The sequence below is a fragment of the Ruegeria sp. ABD4_443 genome, assembly GCF_056160865.1.
On sequence record NZ_JBSWYA010000003.1, the window covers coordinates 97,889 to 123,869 of the forward strand.

At 62.1% G+C, this 25,981-nt stretch carries 25 protein-coding genes; 10 read left to right on the top strand and 15 right to left on the bottom strand.

Annotation, left to right across the window (positions count from 1 at the left end):
• Nucleotides 1–55 precede the first annotated feature (55 nt).
• A complete protein-coding gene (locus tag ACXAG8_RS07590; protein ID WP_475223215.1) occupies nucleotides 56–1,117 on the top strand; it encodes a glycosyltransferase in 1,062 nt (353 codons plus the stop codon).
• Here the strand turns inward: ACXAG8_RS07590 and ACXAG8_RS07595 are convergent, their stop codons facing one another.
• The 10 genes from ACXAG8_RS07595 to ACXAG8_RS07640 form a co-directional block, all read right to left on the bottom strand.
• Nucleotides 1,118–2,494 (bottom strand): polysaccharide biosynthesis/export family protein, encoded by a 1,377-nt coding sequence (locus ACXAG8_RS07595; RefSeq protein ID WP_475223216.1) that lies wholly within the window; start codon nucleotides 2,492–2,494, stop codon nucleotides 1,118–1,120. It abuts the gene before it with no gap.
• Nucleotides 2,487–4,697: a Wzz/FepE/Etk N-terminal domain-containing protein gene (locus tag ACXAG8_RS07600; protein WP_475223217.1), complete on the bottom strand. Its 2,211-nt coding sequence runs from the start codon at nucleotides 4,695–4,697 to the stop codon at nucleotides 2,487–2,489. The genes ACXAG8_RS07595 and ACXAG8_RS07600 overlap by 8 nt, the downstream gene beginning before the upstream one ends.
• Nucleotides 4,694–5,989, bottom strand: a complete 1,296-nt coding sequence (locus ACXAG8_RS07605) for an O-antigen ligase family protein (RefSeq protein WP_475223218.1) — start codon at nucleotides 5,987–5,989, stop codon at nucleotides 4,694–4,696. Before ACXAG8_RS07605 ends, ACXAG8_RS07600 begins: the two co-directional genes overlap by 4 nt.
• Before the next feature lie 195 nt (nucleotides 5,990–6,184).
• The gene (locus ACXAG8_RS07610) at nucleotides 6,185–6,916 is read right to left on the bottom strand and encodes a family 16 glycosylhydrolase (protein ID WP_475223219.1); all 732 of its coding nucleotides are present in this window, start codon (nucleotides 6,914–6,916) and stop codon (nucleotides 6,185–6,187) included.
• Nucleotides 6,917–7,127: 211 nt separating this feature from the next.
• The gene (locus ACXAG8_RS07615; protein WP_475223220.1) at nucleotides 7,128–8,240 is read right to left on the bottom strand and encodes an energy transducer TonB family protein; all 1,113 of its coding nucleotides are present in this window, start codon (nucleotides 8,238–8,240) and stop codon (nucleotides 7,128–7,130) included.
• Complete coding sequence (locus tag ACXAG8_RS07620; RefSeq protein ID WP_475223221.1) at nucleotides 8,237–8,614, bottom strand: ExbD/TolR family protein; 378 nt, start codon at nucleotides 8,612–8,614, stop codon at nucleotides 8,237–8,239. Before ACXAG8_RS07620 ends, ACXAG8_RS07615 begins: the two co-directional genes overlap by 4 nt.
• Nucleotides 8,615–8,618: 4 nt before the next feature.
• Nucleotides 8,619–8,945, bottom strand: a complete 327-nt coding sequence (locus tag ACXAG8_RS07625) for an ExbD/TolR family protein (RefSeq protein WP_475223222.1) — start codon at nucleotides 8,943–8,945, stop codon at nucleotides 8,619–8,621.
• 31 nt (nucleotides 8,946–8,976) lie between these two features.
• A complete protein-coding gene (locus tag ACXAG8_RS07630) occupies nucleotides 8,977–9,642 on the bottom strand; it encodes a MotA/TolQ/ExbB proton channel family protein (protein WP_475223223.1) in 666 nt (221 codons plus the stop codon).
• Complete coding sequence (locus ACXAG8_RS07635) at nucleotides 9,639–10,073, bottom strand: hypothetical protein (RefSeq protein WP_475223224.1); 435 nt, start codon at nucleotides 10,071–10,073, stop codon at nucleotides 9,639–9,641. The genes ACXAG8_RS07630 and ACXAG8_RS07635 overlap by 4 nt, the downstream gene beginning before the upstream one ends.
• Nucleotides 10,074–10,319: 246 nt before the next feature.
• Entirely contained in the window at nucleotides 10,320–10,976 is a 657-nt protein-coding gene (locus ACXAG8_RS07640; protein ID WP_475223225.1) for a GntR family transcriptional regulator, read from the bottom strand.
• Between the two features lie 138 nt (nucleotides 10,977–11,114).
• Here ACXAG8_RS07640 and dctP point away from each other — a divergent pair, with 138 nt between their 5' ends.
• The 5 genes from dctP to ACXAG8_RS07665 all read left to right on the top strand — a co-directional run bounded on the left by dctP (nucleotide 11,115) and on the right by ACXAG8_RS07665 (nucleotide 16,823).
• A complete protein-coding gene (gene dctP / locus ACXAG8_RS07645) occupies nucleotides 11,115–12,101 on the top strand; it encodes a TRAP transporter substrate-binding protein DctP (protein WP_475223226.1) in 987 nt (328 codons plus the stop codon).
• Between the two features lie 82 nt (nucleotides 12,102–12,183).
• Nucleotides 12,184–12,726, top strand: coding sequence for a TRAP transporter small permease (locus tag ACXAG8_RS07650; RefSeq protein ID WP_475223227.1), 543 nt, complete (start codon nucleotides 12,184–12,186; stop codon nucleotides 12,724–12,726).
• 5 nt (nucleotides 12,727–12,731) lie between these two features.
• Nucleotides 12,732–14,048: a TRAP transporter large permease gene (locus tag ACXAG8_RS07655; protein ID WP_475223228.1), complete on the top strand. Its 1,317-nt coding sequence runs from the start codon at nucleotides 12,732–12,734 to the stop codon at nucleotides 14,046–14,048.
• Nucleotides 14,045–15,304 carry a malonyl-CoA decarboxylase gene (locus ACXAG8_RS07660; RefSeq protein WP_475223229.1) on the top strand — a complete coding sequence of 420 codons (1,260 nt, stop codon included), beginning with the start codon at nucleotides 14,045–14,047 and terminating at the stop codon, nucleotides 15,302–15,304. Before ACXAG8_RS07655 ends, ACXAG8_RS07660 begins: the two co-directional genes overlap by 4 nt.
• A gap of 4 nt (nucleotides 15,305–15,308) precedes the next feature.
• Nucleotides 15,309–16,823, top strand: a complete 1,515-nt coding sequence (locus ACXAG8_RS07665) for a malonate--CoA ligase (protein ID WP_475223230.1) — start codon at nucleotides 15,309–15,311, stop codon at nucleotides 16,821–16,823.
• 138 nt (nucleotides 16,824–16,961) lie between these two features.
• Here ACXAG8_RS07665 and ACXAG8_RS07670 read toward each other — a convergent pair whose 3' ends face one another.
• The 5 genes from ACXAG8_RS07670 to ACXAG8_RS07690 all read right to left on the bottom strand — a co-directional run bounded on the left by ACXAG8_RS07670 (nucleotide 16,962) and on the right by ACXAG8_RS07690 (nucleotide 22,112).
• Nucleotides 16,962–18,470 (bottom strand): aldehyde dehydrogenase (NADP(+)), encoded by a 1,509-nt coding sequence (locus tag ACXAG8_RS07670; RefSeq protein WP_475223231.1) that lies wholly within the window; start codon nucleotides 18,468–18,470, stop codon nucleotides 16,962–16,964.
• Nucleotides 18,471–18,473: 3 nt separating this feature from the next.
• On the bottom strand, nucleotides 18,474–19,268 hold the full coding sequence (locus ACXAG8_RS07675; RefSeq protein ID WP_475223232.1) for an NAD-dependent epimerase/dehydratase family protein: 795 nt from the start codon (nucleotides 19,266–19,268) through the stop codon (nucleotides 18,474–18,476).
• 12 nt (nucleotides 19,269–19,280) lie between these two features.
• Nucleotides 19,281–20,558, bottom strand: a complete 1,278-nt coding sequence (locus tag ACXAG8_RS07680; RefSeq protein ID WP_475223233.1) for a TRAP transporter large permease — start codon at nucleotides 20,556–20,558, stop codon at nucleotides 19,281–19,283.
• Nucleotides 20,559–21,074 carry a TRAP transporter small permease gene (locus ACXAG8_RS07685; protein ID WP_475223234.1) on the bottom strand — a complete coding sequence of 172 codons (516 nt, stop codon included), beginning with the start codon at nucleotides 21,072–21,074 and terminating at the stop codon, nucleotides 20,559–20,561.
• Between the two features lie 63 nt (nucleotides 21,075–21,137).
• The gene (locus tag ACXAG8_RS07690) at nucleotides 21,138–22,112 is read right to left on the bottom strand and encodes a TRAP transporter substrate-binding protein (RefSeq protein WP_475223235.1); all 975 of its coding nucleotides are present in this window, start codon (nucleotides 22,110–22,112) and stop codon (nucleotides 21,138–21,140) included.
• A 154-nt stretch (nucleotides 22,113–22,266) separates the two neighbouring features.
• Between ACXAG8_RS07690 and ACXAG8_RS07695 the strand changes: the two genes are divergently transcribed.
• The 4 genes from ACXAG8_RS07695 to ACXAG8_RS07710 all read left to right on the top strand — a co-directional run bounded on the left by ACXAG8_RS07695 (nucleotide 22,267) and on the right by ACXAG8_RS07710 (nucleotide 25,975).
• Entirely contained in the window at nucleotides 22,267–22,998 is a 732-nt protein-coding gene (locus ACXAG8_RS07695; RefSeq protein ID WP_475223237.1) for a FadR/GntR family transcriptional regulator, read from the top strand.
• A 78-nt stretch (nucleotides 22,999–23,076) separates the two neighbouring features.
• On the top strand, nucleotides 23,077–23,982 hold the full coding sequence (gene kdgD / locus ACXAG8_RS07700) for a 5-dehydro-4-deoxyglucarate dehydratase (RefSeq protein ID WP_475223238.1): 906 nt from the start codon (nucleotides 23,077–23,079) through the stop codon (nucleotides 23,980–23,982).
• Nucleotides 23,979–25,115, top strand: a complete 1,137-nt coding sequence (locus ACXAG8_RS07705) for a mandelate racemase/muconate lactonizing enzyme family protein (protein WP_475223239.1) — start codon at nucleotides 23,979–23,981, stop codon at nucleotides 25,113–25,115. The genes kdgD and ACXAG8_RS07705 overlap by 4 nt, the downstream gene beginning before the upstream one ends.
• Nucleotides 25,112–25,975 carry an amidohydrolase family protein gene (locus ACXAG8_RS07710; RefSeq protein WP_475223240.1) on the top strand — a complete coding sequence of 288 codons (864 nt, stop codon included), beginning with the start codon at nucleotides 25,112–25,114 and terminating at the stop codon, nucleotides 25,973–25,975. The genes ACXAG8_RS07705 and ACXAG8_RS07710 overlap by 4 nt, the downstream gene beginning before the upstream one ends.
• The last annotated feature ends 6 nt before the right edge of the window (nucleotides 25,976–25,981 follow it).

Genomic DNA, 25,981 nt, shown 5'->3' on the forward strand with positions numbered 1-25,981 from the left:
CTGCCGCATTGGGCAAATACATGCCCCATTGGGCCGAAGAAAGGTGAATGAACCGATGCGAATCCTGTTCGGAAGCGCCCACCCCCACTTGCCGCAGATGTATGGCGGCGCACAGGCCAGCACGCATGAGCTTGTGCAGCGCCTTAGGGCCCGCGGCCACCATGTCGGGGTCCTGTCCGGGTTGACGGGCAAGGGCTGGCTCGGGCTGCGCGGCCGGGTCATGCTAAAGGTGGGCAGGCGCGGATATGTACGGGACGACGGGCTTGGCTATCCGGTGTTTCGCACCTGGTTTGCGCCGCAGGCGGCGCGCCGGGTCGTCAGCGATTTCGGGGCCGATGTCGCGGTTTTTCAATCCATGCAACCGGTGCCGCTGGCCCATGCCATCGACCGCGACGCCACGCGCACGTTCATCTATCTGCGCAATGTCGAAACCGAAGACCTGGGCGGTTCTCCGGCGGGGCTGTCGAATTGCGGCTATATCGCCAATTCGCAGTTTACGGCAGAGCGGTTTGCCGACACCCATGGCCTGCGGGCCGATGTGATCTATCCGATGATCGAGCCGGAAACCTATCGGGTGGACCCGGTGGGGCGAAACGTGACCTTCATCAACCCGCATCCCAACAAGGGCGTTGAAATTGCGCTGAAGGCCGCGGCGGCCTGCCCCGACATTCCCTTTGTCTTTGTCCGGGGTTGGGGATTGAGCCCCCAGCAAGAGGCGCATCTGCAAGACAGCCTGTCGCGGCTGCCCAACGTGTCATTGCGCCCGTCGACCGACGACATGCGCACCGTTTACCGGGATGCGCGCATCGTTCTGGCCCCCAGCCAATGGGAGGAAGCCTTTGGCCGCATCGCCGCCGAAGCGCAGGTCAGCGGTATACCCGTCGTGGCCTCGCGGGTGGGCGGATTGCCCGAGGCGGTCGGCCCCGGCGGCATCCTGCTGGATCGCGATGCGCCGACAGATGACTGGGCCAATGCCATCACAAAGCTCTGGTCGGACGATCAGGCCCATGCTGACCTGTCGCGCGCGGCGCTGGCCCATGCGGCCCGTCCCGAGATGTCCCCCGACAAACAGATCGACCGCTTGGTTGAAATATTGGGCGGCCCCGTGGAACCCTGATCAATCCTGCACGGGGCGGGATGCCTGCGCTGCATTCGCGTCCGGCGCAGGCAGCGCGGCACCGTCAGGTGTCAACCTGTGCACAGGGATCGCATCGCCCGGCGCTGGTCGCGACAATACCACCTCAACCACATCGCCGCCTTGAACCGGGTCGTCGCGGTTGACGGCAAAGGTCTCGGTTCCCTGTGGGCTGGTTCTGGTGATCTGCAGGACCGGGGTCATCGCTTCGGACAGCGCGACCAGCCCGTTGCCGATCTGGGTGGATTCGGCAAACAATGCGGCCTCGGTCTCCATGCGGACAGACAGTTCGGCAATCGCGGCACGCTGGTCCTGCACCCCCTGCACACGCTCGCGGTCGCGTTCATTGGTCAGGTCCAAGCGGTCGCGGCGGGTTTCATTCAGCTGTTGTTGTGCTGTCAGCCGGGCCGTTTCAACCTCAAGCAGGCGCACCTGTTGATCCGTCACGGCCCGTTGCAGGTTGCTTTCGCGCGCAACTGTGGACAGGCCCCGTTCCACAAGGCTGGCAGCGTTTTCCAGCTCTTCGTTCAGCAGCGCCAACTGTCGTTGACGCAACCCGGCCTGCTGTTCCAGCCGTGCGATCTGTTCCTGCAACAGGGCTTCCAGCTCTTCTATCTGGGCCATGCTCGACTCAAAGGCGGATGTCTGGGCCACCATGATCAGGCGTTCCTGTTCGATCAGCTCGGCCGCCAGCGGCGAGGCCGCCAGATCGGGCGGCACCACGATCGGGTTTCCGGTTTCCTCGGCCTCAAGCCGGGCAAGCCGCGCCAGTCGCCGCATCCGTTCCAGTTCGAATACCCGGTAATTGCCCATCGCCCCAAGCGCATTGCGTTCGCCCCGCAGCAAGGCCGTCGCAGGCTGTTCCAACCCACCCGCAAGGCTGAGCGCCTGCAAGACGGTCATCCCCGGCACATGTGGATAGGCACCGGGCGCGCGCACGTCGCCCAGAACATAGATCGGTGCAAACTCGGAAATGGTGACAACGGCCTGAATGTCGCTGCTCAGGCCCAGCCGGTTCTGAAAACGTTGTGCCAATTCGCGGCCCAGCTTGTCCGGGGTCAGCCCTGCTGCCTGAACCGAGCCGACAAGCGGCAGCGCGATGGTTCCCGTGGCGCTGATCTTATAGGCCCCTCCGATCGTATCCCAGGGCACGAATGCCTCGGCCACGGGGTCCCAGCGGCCAATACGTATATCGACGGTCTGTTGCGGGCCAAGCGCCTGAACGTCGCGCGCTGCGGGCCCCGCCTGTTGCTGCGCCCGCACCGCATCACCCGCCGACAAGGACAGTGCCAGCGCTAAAGCGCCGAAAACACGGCACAAAACGGCCATCAGGGGCCCGGATCGCATGGTGTCAGGCATTGATGCGGACCTCTTCATAACTGCCGCGGCTGACATAGCGCCGGGCCCTGGCAAGATCGGCCTCTTCCAGGACCGTCGTCGCAAGGGCCGCGCTGAACCGCGGGTGATCGCGCAGCACATCGGCAACGAATTCAGGCAGGACCCGGCCCCAGGCGATACGCAACACCGTCACATCATAAGCCCAGGGATTGGGATCGGATTGATCCGACTGCCCCAAGGGCGGCAAATCCACCAGAACAAAGCTGTAGCGGCCCCGCAAGTCCTGCGCCAAACGGGACAGATCGCCCTGCCCCGGATCCGGGCTGTCGGCGCTGGCCATCGTATCGACCGCGTGGTGCAGGCTGACCGTTTCGATCCCGTTTGGCAGGGTATGCGGCCAGGACCCCGCCTGCCCGTCTTCATGCACGATCAGGACTTCGCCTGCCCCGTTGGCAATCAGCTGACTGGCCAACCCGACCAGCACCTCGTGGGATGCGGTTGCCCCCGGCGATACCGGCGCGATGCCGACCAGAGCCCCTTGCGATGGGTTGCGGGCGGCCTCGCACGCCTGTGCAAGGCGCGCAAATGTGCGGGCGCGGGTGCGGTTGGCACCCTCATCGCGCTGGCTTTTGCGCCCCGGCAGCATACCGGCGCAATTCAGCCCGACTTCCTGCCGCAACTCGGTCACGGTGCGCACCGGTTTCGGCGCCAGTTCCCGCAATGTGCCCAGCAATGCCCCCAACAGGCCGCCCAGGAACAACCCGCCCAGCAAGATGGCCTTTTTCCGCGGGCTGGACGGGCTTTTGGGGATTTCCGCCGGAGAGATGACCTTGACCGATGCAATCGGGAAATTCTGCTGCTGCATCGCAACCTCAAGCCGGGCCAGGTAATCGCGGTAAACCTGGGCATAGGTCTCTGAAATCGCTTCAAGCTGTTGCAGCCGCCCGCGCAGGGCGACATTCCAGTCGGATGTATCGGTTGTCGCAGCAAGCCCCGCGCGCAGCGACTGTTCGCGCCCCAGGGCGATGTTATAGGCCACGCGGGCGGCTTCGGTCGCTTGCTGCAATTCGCGCATCAGGGCGCTTTTCATGGACTGAATGCTTTCGTCCAGTTGCAGGGCCTGCGGGTGGTCGGCGCCGTGCCTGCTGACGATCCGGGCATAATTCTGGCTGGCCTTCAGATAGGTGCGACGCAAGTCCTGGCTGTCGCCTTCGACCAGTCCTTCGACAAAGGGCACGGCAACAATCTCGGGGTCGCTTTCGGCCCGCTGCAACAGCGACTCGATGCTGGCCAGATAGGCTTCGGCCTCGGCCGTGGCCGCCGAGGCGGTGACAAGTTCGCTGGCCAGTTCCGATTGCTGCTGTTCCGTCAACAGATCGCCCCGCACCTGCACCAGGTCATTTTCAGTTCGGAATTCCTGCAACGCGGCGGCGGCCTCGATGCTTTTCTGTTCAAGAACGACAAGGCGCTCGCGCAACCATTGCTCGGCCTTGGCGGCAACCTCGTTTGTCGTCACCAGCTGAAACCCTTCGTATGCGGCACCATAACCGCGCGCGATCATCGCGGCGCGGGTCGGATCGAAATCCGCGAACCCGATCTCGATCACCAGGCTGCGCCCCGACCGCGACACCGTAAGGCGGTCGCGCAGAATCCCTGCTGCGCGGTCACGTTCCGTCACGGCCAGGTCAAAGCCCAGATCCGCGGGCAAAGTCCCTCCGGTTTCGGTCACCGGGTCCGGGTTCTGCCTGTCGGGTGGCGCTGGTGTCAGGACCGCGGCCAGCGGACGGGTCAGGGCGGACACCGCGCGGGCGGCTTTGTCCGTCGCACCCAAAGGCGGAGACAGGAAATCGGCATCCTGATCCAGCCGCAGAAGGTCCACCACCTGATAGGCCAGGGCCCGCGACTTGATGATCTCGATCTCGCTTTGCACGGCGGTGTCCGAACGCACCGCATTGGGCAGAGGCGATACCTGGTCCAGCAACTCGCCACGCTCTTCGTCCAGCAAGACGGTTTCGACCGCCGTATAACGCGGCACCGATCCAAGGATCATCAGAATGGCACAGGCCGCGCCAAGCCCGGCAAACGCCATGGCCAGCGGCACCTGCCGCCGGATGGCCCGCATCATGGCCCCCATGTCGACACGCGGTTCATCACGATACCCGGCCAGCGGGTGGGCATTGTCCCGGGTCCAGTGGATGCGCCTGTCTTTCACCGGTTCACTCATCTGAAACTCTCTGCTGTTCTGGTCGGGGACGGGGGCGGCAACACACGGTCCGGCAGCGACAGCCGCATGGCGTGACGGACGCTGCGGTTATGGTCGAACAGGCGCAGCAGGACATAGGCAACCAGAAAAGACCCCACGGTGTGCGGCGTGACAAAGTCGACCTCGGCCACGGAGCGCACGACAAACAAGACCCCCAGCCCGGAAAACAGCATCAGCGACCCGACACTGCCCCGACCCAGCGCCGCACCAACCGGCATGACGATCAAAAGCAACGACAAGGCCAGCACCAGCGCCAGACCCAGCATCCCGGTGCCCACATAGGTTTCGATCAGAAGGTTGTGAAAATGAAACCCCGATCGTGCGGTGATATAGAACTGGTCCCACAGGATTTCTGCGTCGGGCCGACCATGAACCCAGAACGCGTTGTAACCCAGGCCCAGCGTCGGTTGCTGCGACCCGATCTCGAACGCTCGGTTCCACAGATAGGTCCGCCCGGTCAGGGTCGAATCCTTGCCAAAGACCCCCAACAGCCGGTCAAATGTGCTGAGCTGATAGGCCAGCAACACGACAGCACCACATGCGGTCGCGGCCAAGAACACCGTCGCGCGTCGCAACCATGGCGCAAGCAACATCACGAATCCGACAAAGACGATCGCCGCAAAGGCCGCAATCCCGGACAGCAGCGAGGTCGCGGAATCCGACATCCACAGCATGACCAGGCCCAGTATCCCGGTGCCTGCCGCCAGCGCGACCCAAGCGCCGCGCGACCGGAAAATCCAGCCCAGCGAAAAGGAAAACAGGATGGCAAGGGTCGCGAAATATCCAAGCTGGTTCTTGGATGAAAACGCACCGTTAAAGGCATAGGACCCGTCGATATAGTCATAGGAATAGCCCCCGTTCACCGCCGAAAAAACCAGCACGACAAGGCCACCGATGACCCCACCCGTCACCAGGTTGGCAACCGAAACGATCCGGGCAGCAACCAACCCGGCAAAGACCGTGATACCGTATTGAACAGAGGCGCGCAGCGTGACGAAAGGCGCATCGCTCCATAAGGTGGACAGGGCAAAAAAGGCCGGAACCACCAGCAACAGGGCCACCGGCCCCGGACGCGCCAGAACGATGCGCGGCGCCAGCGCGACAGGCACCATCCAGATCAGATAAAACGCAAGCACCGACAGCGGGCCAAACCGCACCGAATAGGCGAAAACGACCATCGAAAACGCGATGGCCGGAACCGCAAAACCCGCATTGCGCTCGGGGTCGATGATCGAGGACAGCTTGATATTCATCCGGTCAAAACCCACCGTCTTGCCCTGCCGAGTGTTGCGGCTGGTTCATCCTATCCGGTCGCGCCAATAGGGGGTGCGCGGATGGGTGTTGCGTGTCCAAAACAAAAGGCTCTGACCCGCGATGCACCTGCCGCAGGCAAGGTGATGAATTTTTGGGCAGACCAGGGACAGGCCCGCCGGTTTTCCCCGGCCCTGTCATGGTGCGTCAATCCCATCCCGGCAAAGCACGGATTGTTCAAAGGCACAGCCCGATCCGGCGGGCGTAAAGCCAACCCAGTCGACCGCCAGAACCTGTGGGGCAGAGGCGGGATCGAACCGCCCCATCCATGCAACCAGACTGTCGGTCGACCACAGGCTAAGGTACAGTTTCTGCGCCTCGTCCGGCAGCGCCCCGCCCTGCTGGTCCCTGATCAGCGTGCCGTCGATATACCACCGCAGGCGCCCCGGCTCCCAGATAAAGGCATAGTCGTGAAACGCCCCGTCATCCGGGCGGGGGTGCAATTCGGTATGCGCGCTGTTGCCTCCGAAATGGTAATTGGTTTGCAGAACCGGCCCCTGGGGGGCGATGAATTCGAAATCAATCTCGTTATGCGGCCGATCCTGTGGCGCCCCGATAAAGGTGAACATGTTGGCATTCATGCCCCGCGCATAGGGTACTTTCATACGGGCCTCGAATGTGCCGTATCCCAGCCTGTCGCGGGTCTGAACCTCGGCGCAGCTCAGGTCGCGGTCGCCTTGGGCGTCAGCCGTCAGCGACAGGAGCAACACGCTTCGGTCGACGCTGACCCGGTCGCTATGCCACAAACAGCTTTGGTGATCACCGTTGGCCCAACCGCCAGAGACATACCACCGGTCCCGGTCCAGCACTTCGAAATCGTCGAAAAAGGCAGCCCCCTGCTGGCACAGCGCGCCAATTGGCCAAGACAAGAGCCCCACCAGTGCAGATGCAGAAAAACACGCTCTGACGCATTTGGTTTTCATACCCTGCGGACCCTTTGCCAAAGGAACGATTCGTCAGGACAAGGCTAAATCCCCTAAGGAAAACAGACCAACACCATTCCGCGGACACGCGGTGTTCCGCCGAAACCGCACCGGTTTGGGCCGGTTTTCGCACCTGCAACACAGGCAGGAAAGCCGGTCAGTTGATCTGATACAGAAACGAGAGTTTGCGGCTTTTGCCGCTGGGCGGGCGCGGAAACGGCGCGGCGTTGCGCACCTGCTGCTTGGCAGCGCGGTCCACCTCGCGCGAGCCTGAACTGTCGGTCACATCAACCCAGGCCAGGCTGCCATCGGGGTTAATCTCGAAAAACACGCGGGCAAATCCGTGGGCCGCGACATAGACCGGCGGTGTTCGGTTCAGGTGCACCAGAACCCGGCCCGCATAATTGGTGACATCAGAATTTCCCGGCCCGCGCGAGGCCGACTGCGTGCCGTTGTTGCCGCTGGATATCCTGTCCACGCCATCCCGCCTGTACGCGGTCAGGGGCGACTCGATCGTTTGCGAGGGAAAGCGCAGGACGCTGAATTCATCCGATCCGTCCTGCGTGCCGCTGCGGTCGGCCGATACGGGGCTATCAGGCAGCCGTGGGCGCAACGAGGCGGTCACGGCGGTGTCAGAGCCTTCGGCCTCTTGGGCTTTGGTCTCGGATGGGGTCAGGTCGACCTCTGCCGTATCGGTTGGGGCCGTGACGGGGGGCGTCGGCACGGCGGCAAAGACCTGCGGCGTGTCCGGTGACGTGTCGGGCGCATCGGCCGGGGCGGGCTCGGGGTCTTCCTCGGTGGTCGGCGATGACTGGGCCGGGGCAACAGGCGCGCCCAGCGGGGTCTGAACCACAGCGTCCGGCTCGACCGGGGTGGCCGTCTGGTCGGGTTGCGCGGCGGTGGTGTCCTGGGTCTCGGGCTGGCCCGCCGGATCGGATTGCACGAAATTCGCCGAACCGGTGTCGGGGGCTGCCACCGCCTGCGGATCGACCGAGGCCACCAGCGCGTGGCTGGTCGGCAGATCGGCAGGGTCAGGCGGCGGGGTTTCTTCGACCGGCGTTTCGGGCGGCGGGGCCTGTTCCGGTTCGACCGGGGGGGTCACCGTGTCGGCGATGTCCTCAAAGGCATTGCCAACGGCCAGGGTTTCGCTTTGCGTCGCACCCGCGGTCTGTTCCGGCTGGATGTCGGCGCTGAACCCCAGGCCCAAAAGATGCACGACCAGCGACACCAGGATCGCGATGGCCGCAATGGTCGTTGACCGCCGGATCATTCGAACGCCCGTTCGGTCACCACGATCACCGAGGGTGCCCCCAGCGCCCGCAATTGGCCCGAAACCGCGATCAGGCGCGAGCCCAAGGCGTTGCGGTCGGGCACGATACGCACCGGCCCCGCGTCGTGGCCGACCATATAGGTCTCAGGATCAATGCCCTGCCCCTGAAAGCTGAGCGATCCATCCCGATGCAACACCAGCGCGTTCGGGGGTTCGCGGCCTTCCAGCCCGGCTGTGTCCACAAGCTCAAGATCTGGGTCCATCGGCGGTGCCACCGTCCCGGCAATCAAAAAGAAGATCAGCATCAGGAAAACGACGTTGATCAACGGTATGGTCGAGTCCCGCAACCTGCGGGGGGACGGAGCGCGGATCATCGGGTCACTCCAGCACAAGGACGGACAAACCGTCCTTGAGGCGCAACTGCACCAGCAGGTCCACCAGCCGTTGCGCGGTTGTGTCCGGGTCAAGGCTGACCAGAACCTGCCCGGCCTCAAGCTGCGCCAGCAACGCGTCCAGCGTGACAGAGTCACCGTTCAGGGTCAGACGATCCGGCCCCAATTGCACGAACATCCGATCTGACGGCGTGTCGGGTGCCGACGACCCCGACCGGGCCTGGCTCAGCTCGATTTCGCCAAAGGTCGAAAAGGTCGAAGACAGCATGAAGAACAGCAACAACAGGAATATGACGTCGATGAGCGGTGTCATCGACATCGGCCGGCGCCGGAAAGGGGCCGGGTTATGCATGCCGGGGCTCTGCGGTGACGACCGCTGCCCCTGTAGCCGACGACAGCGCCTGATCGGGCATCAGCACCGTGCGCAACGCCTTGTCGGCGAACACACGCTCGCGCGCGGTCCGGCTTTCAAGCCAGGCCAGGATCATCGAGGTCGGCATCGCCACCGCTAGGCCCACCGCAGTGGTCATCAGGGCAACCCAGATCCCTCCCGCCAGCAACGCTGGGTCAACCGATGACCCCGCTGTCTGAAGGCTCTGGAACGCTTCGATCATGCCCAGGACTGTCCCGAACAGACCCAAAAGCGGCGCCAGCTGTGCAATCGTGTCCAGCAGCCGGAACCCGCGTTCCAGCCCCGCCAGCGCCAGACCCGCTTCGGCGTCCAGCCGGTTGCTCATGCCTTGCGCACCGGGTGTGTTCATTGCCGCAGCGACCAGGGGGGCCAGATAGCTGCGGCTGTCGTTCAGCCGCGTCCGCGCACCCGCGTGATCGCCCATATCCCAGGCCAGCAGCGCCTGGGACAGGATCTTGTGCCGCCCGACGCCCGAGGCCGAGAACTGCCATAGCTTATAGAGCGTGACGGCCACGGTCAGCACCGACATGACCAGCAAAACCGCAACAACCGGCCCGCCAAGGGCGAGAATCTCGCGCAAACTACCCAAGGGGCTCATCCCAGCAACTCCACTTCTATTCGGCTGCCAAGCGACAGCGTGTCATTACAAACCTTGCTTTCGGCCCCGTCGACCAGGCAGGTGTTGGACCCGTTGATCAATGCCTGCCCCACGTCGCTGCACGCCAGACCCTGCAAATCGAACTGACGCACCCGCGGCCGGTCAGCCGGCAGATCGCGGAAATCGAAAAGCGACAGGGTGACAACACCCCCCGAGGCGTCAAATATCACTGTCTCGAACACCGCCTTTTCGATGTCTGCCCCGGTGCCGTTGCGCGCCAGAAAGGTCAACCGGCAGGCACCGCCGACATCCTGAAGCGCGTTCAGCTCAAGCGAAAGCACCGGCGCAGCCTGCGCATCCGACTGCGCAGCCCCCGCAACCGGGACGGCACCGGCCAGAACGGCGGCAAGGGCGAAAAGGCGTATGATCATCGGTAACGTCCAGAATTTCATGTGCGCGGACAAGCGTAAAAGAACACGACCCCCGCTCGGTTTCATGGCTTGCGCTTCTTCTATCCCACCGGCAATCGCGGTGAAAGAGCTTCACACGGCGTTGTGCATATAGGTGCAGGCGAATTGCCGCCCAATGGTCGATGCAAAAAAACTCGGGCGCAGGGCCTGGTGCCCTGCCGAAACGGGCGAAAATCCGCACTCACCCCCTTTGACCGGATGGCGGGTCTATTCGGCCGCGTCCTTGAGGTTGGCCATAAGGCGATGAAATTTCTCGCCCTGAATGGCCACATGCCCGCGCAGCTCGTCCGCGGCGGCATCGGGCGCGCCTTGCTCAAGCGCTGTGACGATGGCCTCATGCTCGGCCATGGATTGCGCCATACGTCCGCGCAGGCGCAATTGCTGCCGCCTGAACGGTTGCAGACGACGGTGCAGCGCCTGCGCCTGTGCCGCCAGAAACCCGTTGCCGGACTGCTGATAGATCACGCCGTGAAACCTTTCGTTTTCACGGTAATAGGCGTCCGGGTCATTGGCGGTGACCGCCGCCTGGCATTTCCGGTTCGCGTCATGCAGCTCGGCCAGGGCCGCGTCGGATATGCGGCTTGCCGCCAGACGCCCGCACACGGCCTCGATCTCGGCCATGGCTTCGAAAAGTTCAAGCAGTTCCACCGGGCCGGGTTGCCGGACAAAGGCACCGCGACGCGGGATCAATTCAACCAGACCGGACCGGGCCAGACGTTGCAGGGCTTCGCGAAAAGGCGTGCGCGATACGCCGAACTGCTCGGCCAGCCGCACTTCATCCAGACGGTCCCCGTCGGAAAACGTGCCGTCAAAGATCCGCTCTTCAAGGGCTTCGGCAATGGTATCGGCGCGTCGCTGCTCCATGATTATTGTATAGCCTTGCCGTGAACGGGAACTCAAGAAGTCAATTCTTGTATACAAAATAATTGACTCGGAAAACAAGCTGTGATTGGCTCACGCAACAGCCTGGGTGCGCCGGGCTGGATTCTTTGGGAGGAATACATGAACGCCATTCTAAAAACCGCGGTTGCAGCCCTTGCGCTGACCGCTGCCGGTTCGGTTGCGTCTGCAACGGAACTGCGCCTGTCGCATCAATGGTCGAACAAGGACATCCGGCACCAGGTTGCACAAATCGTGGCTGACGAAGTCGCCGCGGCGGATGTGGATCTGGAAATCAAGATCTTCGGCTCGAAATCTCTGTTCAAACCGCGCGAACAATACAAGCCGCTCAGCCGGGGCCAGTTGGATATGACGGTTCTGCCTCTGTCTTATGCCGGGGGGCAGCAGCCCGCCTATAACCTGACATTGATGCCGGGCCTGGTTAAAAACCACGACCATGCCGCGCGTCTGGCCAATTCGCCGTTCATGGACGCGCTGGAAGAAAAGATGGCCGAAGATGACGTGATGGTCCTGGTGCATGGTTACCTGGCGGGCGGCTTCGCCGGCAAGGACAAGTGCATCACCAAACCCGAAGACGTGCAGGGCCTGCAAACCCGCGCGGCGGGCAAGTCCTTTGAACAGATGCTTGCAGGGGCCGGGGCCTCGATCGCATCCATGGCTTCGTCCGAGATCTATAACGCGATGCAGACCGGCGTGCTTCAGGCGGCCAATACCTCGTCGTCGTCTTTCGTGTCCTATCGCATCTATGAACAGGTCGCCTGCTATACCCCCGCCGGGGACGTGGCGCTGTGGTTCATGTACCAGCCTCTGCTGATGAACAAATCCACCTTTGATGGCCTGACCGAAGAACAGCAGGCCGCCCTCTTGGCCGCGTCGGAAAAGGCCGAGGCCTATTATCTGGAAGAAGCCAAGAAACAGGACGCCGCGTCCGAACAGGTGTTCCGTGACGCCGGTGTGGAAATCGCCCAGATGAGCCCCGAGGATTTCGACGCCTGGCTGGCACTGGCCAAGGAAACCTCGTTGAAGGCCTTTGTCGACGAAGTGCCCGACGGGCAGGACCTGCTGGACAAGGCGCTTGCCGTCGAATGACCTGACAGGGGCGGCCGCGATGGCCGCCCCCACTGACCTCACTGCCCCCAACGCCCCTTGCTGAACACTATTGGAGTCGCACATGGCCGGCCATAGCTCCGCCATCGCTTCCCATACCGGGAACAATCCTTTTCTGCGCGCCGTTGCGGCCCTGTCGACACTGGCGGGCTGGTGCTCTGCCGCCATGATCGTCGCCGCCGTCGCCATAACCTGCCAGATGATTTTCATCCGGTTCGTGCTGAACGGTTCGACCATCTGGCAGACCGAAGCGGTCATCTATCTGGTCATTGCGGCCACCCTGATTGGCCTGCCCTATGTCCAACGCTTGCGCGGGCATGTGAATGTCGACCTGATACCGCTGGCGCTGGCCCCAAGGGCGCGGTTCTGTCTGGCTCTGCTGACCTCGGTCCTGTCAATCGCGATCGTTTCGGTCATGCTGTTTCACGGCTATGAATACTGGCATTTCGCCTGGGAACGCGGCTGGAAATCCGACACGGTCTGGGGCGTCCGGCTGTGGATACCCTATCTGGCGATCCCGGTCGGGTTTGCCCTTCTGTTGCTGCAGCTTGTCGCCGATCTGGTGGCCGTGCTGCTCGGCGTCGACAAACCCTTTGGACTGGAGTAACCGCGATGGATCCGCTTCTTCTGGGTGGCCTCGTCGCCATCGCCACCATCCTGGTCCTGTTTTCCGGGGTTTCCGTCGCCATCGGACTGCTGATCGTTTCGGCCGGGTTCCTGACAATCTTCGATGGCGCGCGTTCGCTGGAACTGATGCCCGAGATCCTGTTCGGAAAGCTGGATAATTTCGCCCTTCTGTCCATTCCGATGTTCATTATCATGGGGGCCTCGATCGCCTCGACCCGGGCCGGGGCGGACCTTTACGAGGCGCTCGAACGGTGGTTGACCCGCGTTCCGGGCGGGCTTGTGGTGTCCAACCTTGGGGCCTGCGCCCTGTTTGCGGCGATGTCGGGGTCGTCCCCGGCGACCTGCGCGGCCATCGGCAAAATGGGTATCCCCGAAATGCGCAAACGCGGCTATCCCGATGGCGTCGCCGCCGGGTCGATTGCCGCGGGCGGCACCCTGGGTATCCTTATCCCGCCATCGGTCACCATGATCGTCTATGGCATCGCCACCGAAACCTCGATCGGTCGGCTTTTCCTGGCCGGTGTCATTCCGGGCCTGCTGCTGGTCGGGCTGTTCATGGCCTGGTCGCTGTATTCGACCTGGCGGTCCGGCGACGCGACGCGGCTGGGATCGGGCAGCTATACCTGGGCGGAACGGTTCGAGATCCTGCCCCGTGTGCTGCCGTTCCTCGCCATCATCCTGGGTGTGCTCTACGCCATGTATGGCGGCATCGCGACGCCTTCGGAGACCGCGGCGGTCGGCGCTCTGTTGTGCCTGTTGATTGCCGTCGTCATCTACAAGCTCTGGCACCCGCGGGCGATCTGGATGGTTCTGCGCGACAGCACCAAGGAAAGCGTGATGATCCTGTTCATCATCGCCGCCGCCGGGGTGTTTTCCTATATGCTGTCATCGCTGTTCATCACCCAGTCGATTGCCGAATGGATCGGCACGCTGGATGTGAACCGCTGGGTCTTGATGGGCGCGGTCAACGTGTTCCTTCTGATTGCGGGGTTCTTTCTGCCCCCTGTTGCCGTGATCCTGATGGCCGCGCCCATCCTGCTGCCGATCATCACCACGGCCGGGTTCGACCCCATCTGGTTCGCAGTCGTACTGACCATCAACATGGAAATCGGCCTGATCTCACCCCCGGTCGGCCTGAACCTGTACGTCATCAACGGTATCGCGCCGGACATTTCGCTGAGGACAATCCTGACCGGGTCGTTGCCTTTCGTGGCCTGCATGGTTCTGGCGATTGTCCTGCTGTGCCTGTTTCCCGGCCTTGCCACCTGGTTGCCCAATCTCGTCATGGGAACGGCGATATGACCCTGCTGGCCGATCTGCTGTCGACGGTGTTCGAACGGCGCTATCGCCGCGACCCGCACAAGGGCGCGCCCGATGGCCGACCGCTGAGCGAACTTGCCACCGCGCTTGTCGGATCGGCGGGCGAAACCTCGGGGCTGGCCCTGGCCAAGGATATCCTGGCCCGGTTCGAGGCGCTGGACGATGCGGGCAAGCTTGCGTTCTTTCACTTTGTCGCCAGCGCGATGGATATCGACCCCGAAACGGTGCGCACGACCCTTGATGAATACGAGCGCAGCCCCTCCAAAACCAGCTATCGCGCCTTTGCCGAAGCTGCCGAGCCGCGCAGGCAAGAGCTGATCCGGCGTCTGAACCGCGTGCCGGGCGCAACCGGCGCATTGGTGGACATGCGGGCCGACCTGCTGCGCCTAGGCGGCCGCGACCCCGAACTGGCCGCGCTGGATCTGGATTTCCGGCACCTCTTTGCCTCGTGGTTCAATCGCGGGTTCCTGGTCTTGCGCCCAATCAGTTGGGAAAGCCCCGCGCATATCCTTGAAAAGATCATCGCCTATGAGGCGGTGCATGCCATCGACAGCTGGTCCGACCTGCGCAGGCGGCTGGAACCCGCAGATCGCCGCTGCTTTGCCTTCTTCCACCCTTCGATGCCGGATGAGCCGCTGATCTTTGTCGAAGTGGCGCTGACCAAGGGCATTCCCGGCTCGGTCCAGGCGCTTTTGGCGCAGGACCGCGCGGCCATGCCCGCCGAAGATGCCGATACGGCGGTGTTCTACTCGATTTCGAACTGTCAGGATGGTCTGGCCAGCATCTCGTTCGGGAATTCCCTAATCAAGCAGGTCGCCGCCGACCTGGCCGCCGAATTGCCCGCACTCAAGACCTTTGTCACGCTGTCCCCGATCCCGGGTCTGACACGTTGGCTGGAACAGGAAGGGTTGCGCTGGAACCCCGACGATGCCGACGGGATAAAGGCACTGGCCGCGCATTACCTGCTGAATGCAAAGTCACGCGGAACCCTGCCCTTTGACCCGGTGGCCCGCTTCCACCTGGGCAACGGCGCCATCATACACGCGGTCCATGCTGAGGCCGACACATCGGAAAAAGGCCGCGACCAATCCGGCGGAACGATGGTGAATTACCTTTACGAACTGGCGCGCGTTGCGCAAAACCACGAAACCTTTGCCACCACCCGCGAGGTTGCCGCCACAGCGCAAGTCAAATCGCTGGCGCAGGCAGCCGAACTTTGCCCGACCGAAGAAAGGTAAACCCATGGCGAACCCCCTATTCGACAGCCTTTTTGGTATCCATGCCGGGAAAACCACACCCTTTCTGACCCTGCCTGATGACCAGATCGTCACCCATGCAGAGTTTCTGGCCACCAGCGCTCAGATCGCCAATGTCATGGCGCAGGCGGGGCTGAAACCGGGCGACCGCGTCGCCGTGCAGGTCGAAAAATCACCCCAGGCGCTTGCGATCTATGCCGCCTGTGCCCAGTCGGGGTTGGTATTCTTGCCCCTGAACACCGCCTATACGGCGGATGAGCTGCGCTATTTCATCGAAAACAGCGGTGCGGCGCTGATCGTCTGCGATGGGCGCAACGAAAAAAGCCTGTCCGCGATGGCCAAGGATCTGGGCGCAAACGTGGAAACGTTGGATGCCGATGGCGGCGGCAGCCTGTTGGCCAAGGCCGCGACCCAGCCCGACAGTTTCGCGACCGTCCCGCGCAGGGGCGACGATCTGGCGGCATTCCTTTATACCTCGGGGACAACGGGGCGCTCCAAGGGCGCCATGTTGACCCAGGACAATCTTTTGTCCAATGCACGCACATTGGTGCAGGAATGGCGGTTTACCGATCAGGACGTTCTGCTGCATGCGCTGCCGATTTTTCACACCCATGGTCTGTTTGTGGCAACCAATATTGCGCTGACCGCCGGGTGCAGCATGATTTTCCTGCCGAAGTTTGACCTTGACCAGATCATTGCGCGGATGCCTGCCGCCACCACGATGATGGGCGTGCCAACCTTTTATACGCGGCTGTTGGATGACCCCCGTTTCACCCAGGACCTGGTGGCGCATATGCGGCTGTTCGTGTCCGGCTCTGCGCCGCTGTTGGCGGAAACCCATATCCAGTTCGAAACCCGCACCGGGCACCGGATCCTTGAGCGCTATGGCATGACAGAAACCAACATGAACACGTCCAACCCCTATGATGGCGAGCGCCGCGCCGGGACGGTGGGCTTTCCCCTGCCCGGGGTCGAGCTGAGGATCACCAACCCCGAGGACGGCACGGAACTGCCGCAGGGCGACATTGGCCAGATCGAGATACGCGGCCCGAATGTCTTTCAGGGCTATTGGCAGATGCCCGAAAAAACCGCCGCCGAGCTGCGCGACAACGGGTTCTTCATCACCGGCGATCTGGGGCGGGTCGATGCCGATGGCTATGTCCACATCGTTGGCCGCAACAAAGACCTGATCATCTCTGGCGGCTACAACATCTATCCCAAGGAAATCGAACTGGTGCTGGACGACCAGCCAGCCGTGCTTGAAAGCGCGGTCATCGGCGTTCCGCACCCGGATTTCGGGGAAACCGTGCTGGGCGTGATCGTGCCGGAAAAAGGAGCCTCGCCCGATACCGGCGCGATGATGGAGGCGATACAAAAGTCGCTGGCCCGGTTCAAACACCCGCGCAAACTGGTCGTGGTTGATGCATTGCCGCGCAACACGATGGGCAAGGTGCAAAAGAACATCCTGCGGGATCAGTACAAAGAGATGTTCGCCTCGTAAACGACCCGGACCCATGGGCTGCGCCTGGCGCGCCCAGGTTCCAGGTCTTTGACCGCGCAAGCCCCCCGCGGCGACCGGATCGGGCCTGCGATGCAATCCGCAGGCGCTTTTGACCCGGCCGCTTTGGTTTCACAGACCTCAGGCGGGCGGGGTCAGATCCTGCGGAAAGTTCTGATAGCAAACCGGGCGCAGGAACCGGCGGATCGACAACGTGCCGACCGATGTGGCGCCAAAGTTGGTCGACGCAGGGTAAGGCCCGCCATGGACCATGCTGTCGGCCACTTCGACCCCGGTTGGAAAGCCATTGACCAGGATGCGACCAGCCTTGCGTTCAAGCACGGGGACCAGGCCGCGCGCCGCCGCCATGTCACCGTCATCCATATGCAGCGTCGCGGTCAGCTGCCCTTCAAAACCTTTTGCAAGCTCAACCATCTGCCCGGCATCGCGCACGCGAATCGCAAGGCCCACGGGGCCGAATACCTCATCCCGCAGGCTGTGATCGGCCAAAAAGCTGTCGGCATCGGTTTCATACAGGTTTGGCAAGGCCTGCCGCCCCGAATCCGTGGTCGTGAAAACCGGGCGCACTGTGTTTTGTTCATCAAAACGGGCTTTGCCCCGCCGATAGGCCGCGGCGATCCCGTCGCTCAGCATCGGTTGCGCGTCTACGTTTGCCAGCCCTTCGGCGGCGGCCTTAATCACCGCATCTCCGTCCGGTCCGGCGGGAATGATGGCTATCCCCGGATTGGTGCAGAACTGCCCCGCCCCCATGGTCAGCGACGCGGCCCAGCCCGCGCCAATTTCGGCGCCACGGGCGGCAGCGGCGGCCGGCAGGATGAACATCGGGTTTACCGACCCCAGTTCACCGAAAAACGGAATGGGTTCCGGGCGCGAAGCACAAAGATCAAAAAGCGCCCGGCCCGCGCCCAGCGAACCGGTGAACCCAACCGCCGTGATCAGCGGATGCTGAACCAGCGCCTGCGCATATTCGACCTGATCCCCCTGAACCAGGGAAAAGACACCGGGGTCAAGCTTGCACCGCGCAATGGCCGCGTGGACCGCCTCGGCCACGATTTCGCCGGTTCCGGGATGCGCCGGGTGACCTTTGACCACAACCGGGCACCCTGCGGCCAATGCGGCGGCCGTGTCGCCCCCTGCGGTCGAAAATGCCAGGGGAAAGTTCGATGCCCCGAAAACCGCGACCGGCCCAATCGGGCGTTGCACCATGCTGAGATCAGGGCGCGGCAAGGGCTGCCGGTCAGGCAGAGCCGGATCGTGGCGCAGATCAAGATAGGCGTCATCGCGGATATAGTCTGCAAACAACCGCAGCTGTCCCGTCGTCCGGCCACGTTCCCCTTGCAGCCTTGCAGCAGGCAGCCCGGTTTCAGCGGACCCGACCGCCGTGATATCCTCGGCGCGGGCCTCGATCTCGTCCGCGATCGCCTCAAGAAAGGCGGCGCGGTCTTCGCGCGAGGAATGGCCGTAGGTCCAGAAAGCGTCCTCGGCCGCGCGAACCGCGCGGTCCACATCTGCGACGGTTCCGCGTGACACATCGAACCCTTCGCCCGCAAAAGGTGACGAGCGAAAAGTCTCGTCGCCCGCGACCCATTCGCCCGCAATCAGGTGTTTTCCGTGAAGCTTCAAAGTCATCGTTTATGTCCTGTAAATCGGTTCTGCGGTGAACTTGCCACCCTGATAGATGCTTTCCGGCGCATCCTTCGCCGGTCTGGGCGCCGCGGCCTCGACCTCGGCCCGGTAGGCTTCGGAATTATCCTTGGGGCGCCAGCCGATCAACCGGGCCGTTTCCGTGTTCCACCATCCTTCGTCATTGTCGGACACGCCCCAGATCACCGGGCAGCCCAACATCGGAACGCGAAACACGCATTCGACAAGGCTTATGAAATCGTCCGGCGACATCCAGGTGCCCAGCATCCTTCGGTCGCGCGGCTTGTCGAAACACGATCCGATCCGGATCAGCGCGGTCTCTTGCCCGAATTTGGAATGATATAGCGCGGCAATCGCTTCGCCGAAACACTTGGATACCCCGTACAGGCCGTCGGGCTTGTGCGGCGCCGACGTGTCAATCACCTCGTCCTGGCGGTAATACCCGATGGTATGGTTGGATGACGCAAAAAAGATGCGCGGCATGCCGTGGGCACGGGCGGCTTCGAACAAGTTGTAGACCCCGGTGATATTGCCTCGTTGGATCGCGTCCCAGGGCCGCTCCACCGACACTCCGCCCAGGTGCAGGATACCGTCGCAATCCTTGACCAGGTCGAAAACCGCCGCCTCGTCGCCAAGGTCACATTTCACGACCTCTTCATTCGGCCCTGCCGGATCCATGTCGGAAATATCCGACAGGCGCAGGACTTCTGCCATATGCCCCAAGCGCGCCCGCGCCAGTTTTCCAAGGTTTCCGGCAGCGCCGGTGATGAGCAGTCGTTTCAAAGCGTCAGCTCCTTATTGCAACAGATTGGGTAGAGTCATCGAAAACGCCGGGACATAGGTAACAAGCATCAGCGCGACGAGAATTGCCAGATAAAAAGGCCAGATCGTTCGAACGGCCCGGTCGATACGAATACCGCCCACCACACAGCCGACGAACAGACAGGCACCCACAGGCGGCGTGCACAGCCCCAGGCCAAGGTTCATCATCATGATGACACCAAACTGCACCGGATCCATACCCAGCCCGACGACGACCGGCAGGAAAATCGGGGTGCAGATCAGGATCAGCGCGGCCATATCCATGACCATCCCCAATACCAGCAGCGTCAGGTTCAGCAACAGCAGGATGACCAGCGGGTTTGACGAAATAGACGTGACAAAGGTGGCAAGGTTGTCTGGCACGCGGTACAGCGCCAGCAGATAGGCAAAGGACGAGGCCGTCGCCACCAGGATCATCACCAATGCCGTCGTGCGAACGGCAGACAGAACCGCCGTCTTGAACCCCGACCATGAAAGCTCACGGTAGACAAAGATCGTGACGACCAGCGCCCAGATCGCGCCAAAGGCACCGGATTCGGTCACCGTCATGACACCGGACAGGACACCGCCAACGATGATGACCGCCGTCAGCAAACCGGGCACCGCCGCCGCAAAGCTGATCAGCAGGGCATGCCAGCCCGGAAACTCTTCCGAGGGATAGTTGCGTTTCACGGCGATGTACCAGGCAACGAAACCAAGGCACAGGCACATCAGCAAACCGGGTATGATTCCCGCCAGAAAAAGCTGCGATACCGAAACGCCACCCGCCGCAACCGCATACAGGATCATGTTGTGCGACGGAGGGATCACGACCCCCGCGACCGAAGACGTCACCGTTACATTGACCGCGTAATCGGCGTCATAGCCCTTTTCTTTCATCACCGGCATCAGAATTGATCCAAGCGCCGAGGTGTCGGCAACGGCCGACCCGGAAATGCCGCCAAACAGCATCGACGACGCGACATTGACAACGCCAAGCCCGCCGCGCGACTTGCCGACCGCGGATGCCGCCAGCCGGACCAGCCGACCGGCGATGCCGCCCTGCATCATCAGTTCACCCGCGAAGATGAAAAAGGGAATGGCCAAAAGCGAAAAGACGGAAATCCCCGACATGATACGCTGGAAACCGATGAACATCGGCAGACCTTCGTAGAGGAAACCGCCAACCGTGGCGAGACCCAGCGCAAAGGCGACCGGCATGCCCGAAAGCAGGCCAAGGGCAAACAGGCCAAAAAGAATATACAGTCCCATTCAGTATTCCGCCGGGTCTTGGCCACGCACAAGCATGGCGAGGTGATAAAGTGAAAACAGAACGCTCAGGATGCCGCAAACCGCCATCGGCACGGCGCGCCATCCTTCGGCAATTGCCAGCATCGGGATACGGCGTTTCCAGGTTTTCTCTGCCAATTCCCACCCGTACCAGGCCAGGTACGCGGCAAAGACAAGGACCCCCAGAATCGCAATCCAACGCAGCGGGATGCGCAAGAATGGCGGCATCATTTCACGGACAAATTCGATCGACAGATGGGCCTTGTTCCAGACACCGGCAGCAGCCCCCAGGAAGGTGATCCAGACGACCAGCATCAGGGCGGCCTGCTCGACCCAGGTCGGCGTGTCATTCAGAACGTAGCGGCCAAAAACCAGCCATCCGAAAATTGCGATCAGGGTCACAAGCTGGATACCGGCGATGGTCATGCAGATCTTGGCAGTCAGGTCCAGCACCCTGTAAATCGGGCCACGGGTCCCGGTGGATTGGTCAGAGGTCATCTGGTTCTCCGGCGCGAAGATACCCCAGCCATCGTCTGGCCGGGGCACCGAGTTTCTAGACGATCAGCTGCTGGCCTGGATGTCCTTGATCAGGCTTTCCAGATCGGGATTGGCCTTGATGAAGCCCTCGTAAACGGGTGTCATCGCATCCTGGAACGCCTTGGGGTCTTTCACCTCGTTGATCTGAACGCCAGCCGCTTCGACTTTTTCGCGGCTCTGCAATTCGCGTTTCGCCCACAGCTCGCGCTGAATATTCGCGGCATTGACCGCGGCGGCCTTTACGATGGCCTTGTCGTCATCCGACAGCGCATCCCACGTCGCCGTGGACACGCACAGGCATTCCGGAATGATCAGGTGGTTGGTGATCGAATAGTATTGCGCCACCTCGAAATGGTTCGAGCTGTCATAGGACGGATAGTTGTTCTCGGCCCCGTCAATGACACCGGTCTTCAGCGATTGATACACCTCGCCATAAGCCATGGGTGTGGCGTTGCCGCCCAGCTGATCGACCATCTGAACATACAGGTCATTGTTCATGACGCGAAACTTCATGCCCTTGACATCGTCCGGGGTCTCGATCGCCTGCTTGGTGTTGTAGAATGACCGCGAACCGCTGTCGAACCAGGACAGGGCAACCAGGCCCTCTTCGGCCAGGGCGTCCGAAAAGCGCTGACCAATCTCGCCGTCCATGACCACATGCATCTGGTCAACATCCTTGAAGATGAAAGGCAGCGACAGAACATTGGTCGCCGGAACGATTTGCCCCATGGGGCCCATATTGAAATTCGCAAAGTCCAGGCCACCGTTGCGTACCTGTTCGATCGCGTCCGGCTGATCGCCCAGTACCGCGTTGTGGTACACCTGAGGCGCAACGCGGCCTTCGGTATTCTCGGTCACTTCGGTCGCAAAGCTTTCGAGCGCGACAGAGTTCGGGTAATCCTCGGGGTGGATGTTCCAACCGCGCCATTCATTGGCCATCGCGGGAACCGCAACCAGCGCCGCCAGGGCGCCTGTCAGTGCAATCCGGGTAAATGTCATCTGATTTTCCTCCCAATTGGTATGGCGGATTTGACCGCCGATGCCGGATGTATGGCCATTCATCATACAAATTGTCAATAGGTATGATACTTACCGAGAATATTTGACAAGCCCGCCCCCATTCAGCTTATGTTTCGGAACGGAAGGATGTGACATGGCTGAATCCCTGAAAAACAAGAAGTCCCCGAACGCCAGGCGCAACCTGGTGGCCGAAGTGGTGGCCCAGTTGCGTGCCCGAATCGTGAATGGCGAGGTGAAAACCGGCGACCGGCTGCCATCCGAGGCACAACTGACCGAGGCCTATTCCGTGTCCCGCACCGTGATTCGCGAGGCGATTGCCGCATTGCGCGCCGACGGGCTGGTCGAGGCCAGACAGGGCGCCGGTGTCTTTGTGCTGGAACCAAAAGAGGTTGCGCAACGGCCGTTTCAAATCGTGGATGTCGACAAGATATCCTCGATTATCGAAATGCTTGAGCTGCGTTCAGCGGTCGAGATGGAGGCCGCAGCCCTTGCGGCAACACGCCGGTCCCCGGCGCAGGAAGAAGAGATTTACGAAGCCGAATCGGAAATCAGGGCGCTTGCGCAAAAGGGGCTGCCAACCACCGAGGCCGATTTCCGGTTTCATAAATCCATCGCCAATGCGGCGAACAACCCCCGGTTTGTCGAGTTTCTGGATGTTCTCGGACAACCGGTCATTCCGCGATCGGCCCTTCAATCCGGCAACGGGCCGCGCAGCCCCGAGGCATATATCGCGCTGATTTCAGAGGAACACCGGGCCATTGCCGACGCAATTGCAGCCGGCGACCCCGACGCGGCCCGCGACGCAATGCGCCTGCACCTTCAGGGCAGTCAGCAAAGATATCGCAACATGTTGCGCGGCTCGTGAGAATTTATCATACAAATTCTTGACACATAGCTGTCAGATACGGTAGGCCTGCCCTCAATCGGAACACCGGAGCACGCTATGGACCCCCAACACCTAAAGACATCCCTGGGCTCAGGGCTTCTTTCCTTTCCCGTCACCCCTTTCGGGGAAGATGGCCAGTTCAACCGGTCCGCGTATGAAGACCATGTCGGATGGCTTTCAAGCTATCCCGCGGCGACGCTGTTTGCGGCTGGCGGGACGGGCGAGTTCTTTTCGCTGAAGCCTTCGGAAATCCCTGCCATCGTCGAAGCGGCCAAAGCTGCGGCCGGGGACGTCCCCATTGTTTCGGGCTGCGGTTACGGCACCGAAATCGCGGTTGAAATTGCCCAATCTGCGGAAAAGGCGGGCGCAGATGGCATCTTGCTGATCCCGCATTATCTGATCGACGCGCCACAGGACGGATTGTTCGCCCATATTAAGCGGGTCTGCGATTCCGTTGGGATCGGTGTGATGGTCTACAACCGGGACAACTCGATCCTTCAGCCCGACACATTGGCCCGCCTGTGCGATGTTTGCCCCAACCTTGTGGGGTTCAAGGATGGCTCGGGCGATATCGGCCTGGTCCGGCAGATCACCGCCAAGATGGGCGACCGGCTGATGTACCTGGGCGGTATGCCCACGGCAGAATTGTTCGCCGAGGCCTATCTGGGCGCAGGGTTCACCACCTATTCATCGGCGGTGTTCAATTTCGTACCCGGCCTTGCCATCGAATTTTACGATGCCCTGCGCAGCGACAACCGGGCCCGGTGCGAAGAAATCCTGAACGGGTTCTTCTATCCCTTCATGGCCATCCGCGACCGGTCCAAGGGCTATGCCGTGTCGGCCATCAAGGCCGGTGTGCGCCTTCAGGGCTTTGATACCGGGCCGGTTCGCCCGCCACTCACGGATCTTACCGAGGAAGAGATGGGGATGATGGCCGACCTGATTGCCCCTTACAAACGATGAAGATCACGGCGGTTCATACCCACCTTCTGGAACATCGTCTGGATACGGCGTTTGAAAGCGCATCCATGCGCTTTGACCGGCGCCAGCATCTTTTGGTCGAGGTCATTTGCGATGACGGGACCACCGGTTGGGGCGAATGTCTGGGTCCGGCCAGGGCAAATCGCGCCGTGGTGGAAACCTATGCCAACTGGCTGGTGGGGATGGACCCGCTTGAGACCGAAAAGATCTGGGCGGTGCTGTACAACGCGCTGCGCGACCAGGGTCAGCGCGGGCTGGCGGTCACGGCGCTGTCGGGGATTGATGTCGCCCTCTGGGACATCAAGGGCAAACATTTCGGCGTTCCGGTATCCACCCTTTTGGGCGGGCGGTTCCGCGATACTGTCAAGGCCTATGCCACCGGCGCCTTCAAGCGCGACGGTGTTGACCGCGTGGCGGATAACGCAGCCGAGGCCGAGATACACGCGGCGGCCGGGTTCCACGCGATGAAGATCAAGATCGGGTTCGGCTTTGACGAGGACATGGCCGTCATCGCCGCCGTGCGTCAGGCCATGGGCCCCGATATGCGGCTTATGATCGACGGCAACCACGGCTATGACACGATCGAAGCGATCCGTGTTGGCAACGCTGCGGCAGATTACGGGGTCGACTGGTTCGAAGAACCCGTAACGCCCGAGCATCTTGCCGCCTATCGCGAGGTTCGGGCGAAACAGCCCATCCCCGTTGCCGGAGGCGAGACCTGGCACGCACGGTGGGGGATGCGTGAACCCATTGAAAGCCGCTGCGTGGATATCCTTCAGCCTGACCTGTGTGGCTGTGGCGGGTTCACCGAGATGAAGCGCATCGCGGATCTGGCGGCCTTGCACAATATTCGCGTGGTTCCACATGTCTGGGGAACCGCCGTGCAAATCGCGGCCTCGCTTCAGTTCCTGGCGGCGATGGTGCCGAACCCGATACGGTTGAACCCGGTGGAACCGATCCTGGAATTCGACCGCACCGCAAACCCGTTCAGACAAGCGGTCATCACCCGCCCCATCGAACATGAAAACGGCATTGTCACCATTCCCGATGGCCCCGGCCTTGGGATCGAGATTGACCGCCAAACGCTAAAAGATTTTGCGCCAAAGGACCAATGATGCTGGACCGCAAGCTTACCGGAACCCCGCCTTCGATTCGCCTGCCTGCGGGCGCGATCGACACCCAGTGCCACATCTACATGCCGGGCTACCCTGCCCTGCCCGGCGGCCCCGGAAACCCGCCGGACCCGTTGCCGACGCCTGACATGTACCGACAGATGGCCGATTGGATCGGAATTTCCCGCGTCGTGGTCACGCAGGGCAATGCCCAGCAAGGTGACAATTCCTGTCTGCTGGCCAGCCTGGCAGAGCTTGGCGATATTGCGCGCGGTGTCGCGGTTATCGACGGCCAAACCTCGGACCAAGAGATGGACCGGCTCAGCGCGGCGGGCATTGTGGGAACCCGGATCATGGATCTGCCGGGCGGCGCCGTTGGCCTGTCAGAGCTTGAAGCCGTCGACGCCAAAGCCGCCGACCATGGCTGGGTGATGGCGGTACAGTTCGACGGCTCGGACATTCTGGAGCACGAAGACCGCCTTGCGGGCTTGAAAAGCAACTGGATCCTGGACCACCACGGAAAATTCTTTCGCGGCGCCACGGCGGACGGGCCGGAAATCAACGCAGTCAAACGGCTGATCGACGGCGGACGGTGCTGGTACAAACTGGCGGGCTGTTACGAAAGCTCGCAGACAGGCGCCCCGGATTTCGCCGATATTGCCGCGACGACCCGCGCAATTGCCGCCTATGCGCCGGACCGGTTGGTCTGGGGCACGAACTGGCCGCATAACCTTGCCAAGACGGCGGACGAATATCCCGACGATGGGGCGCTGGCCGATACCGTGCTTGGCTGGCTTGACGAGAAAACGCGCGAGATGACCCTTGTGGACACGCCTGCCCGGCTGTTTGGGTTCGACACCTAAAGGCGC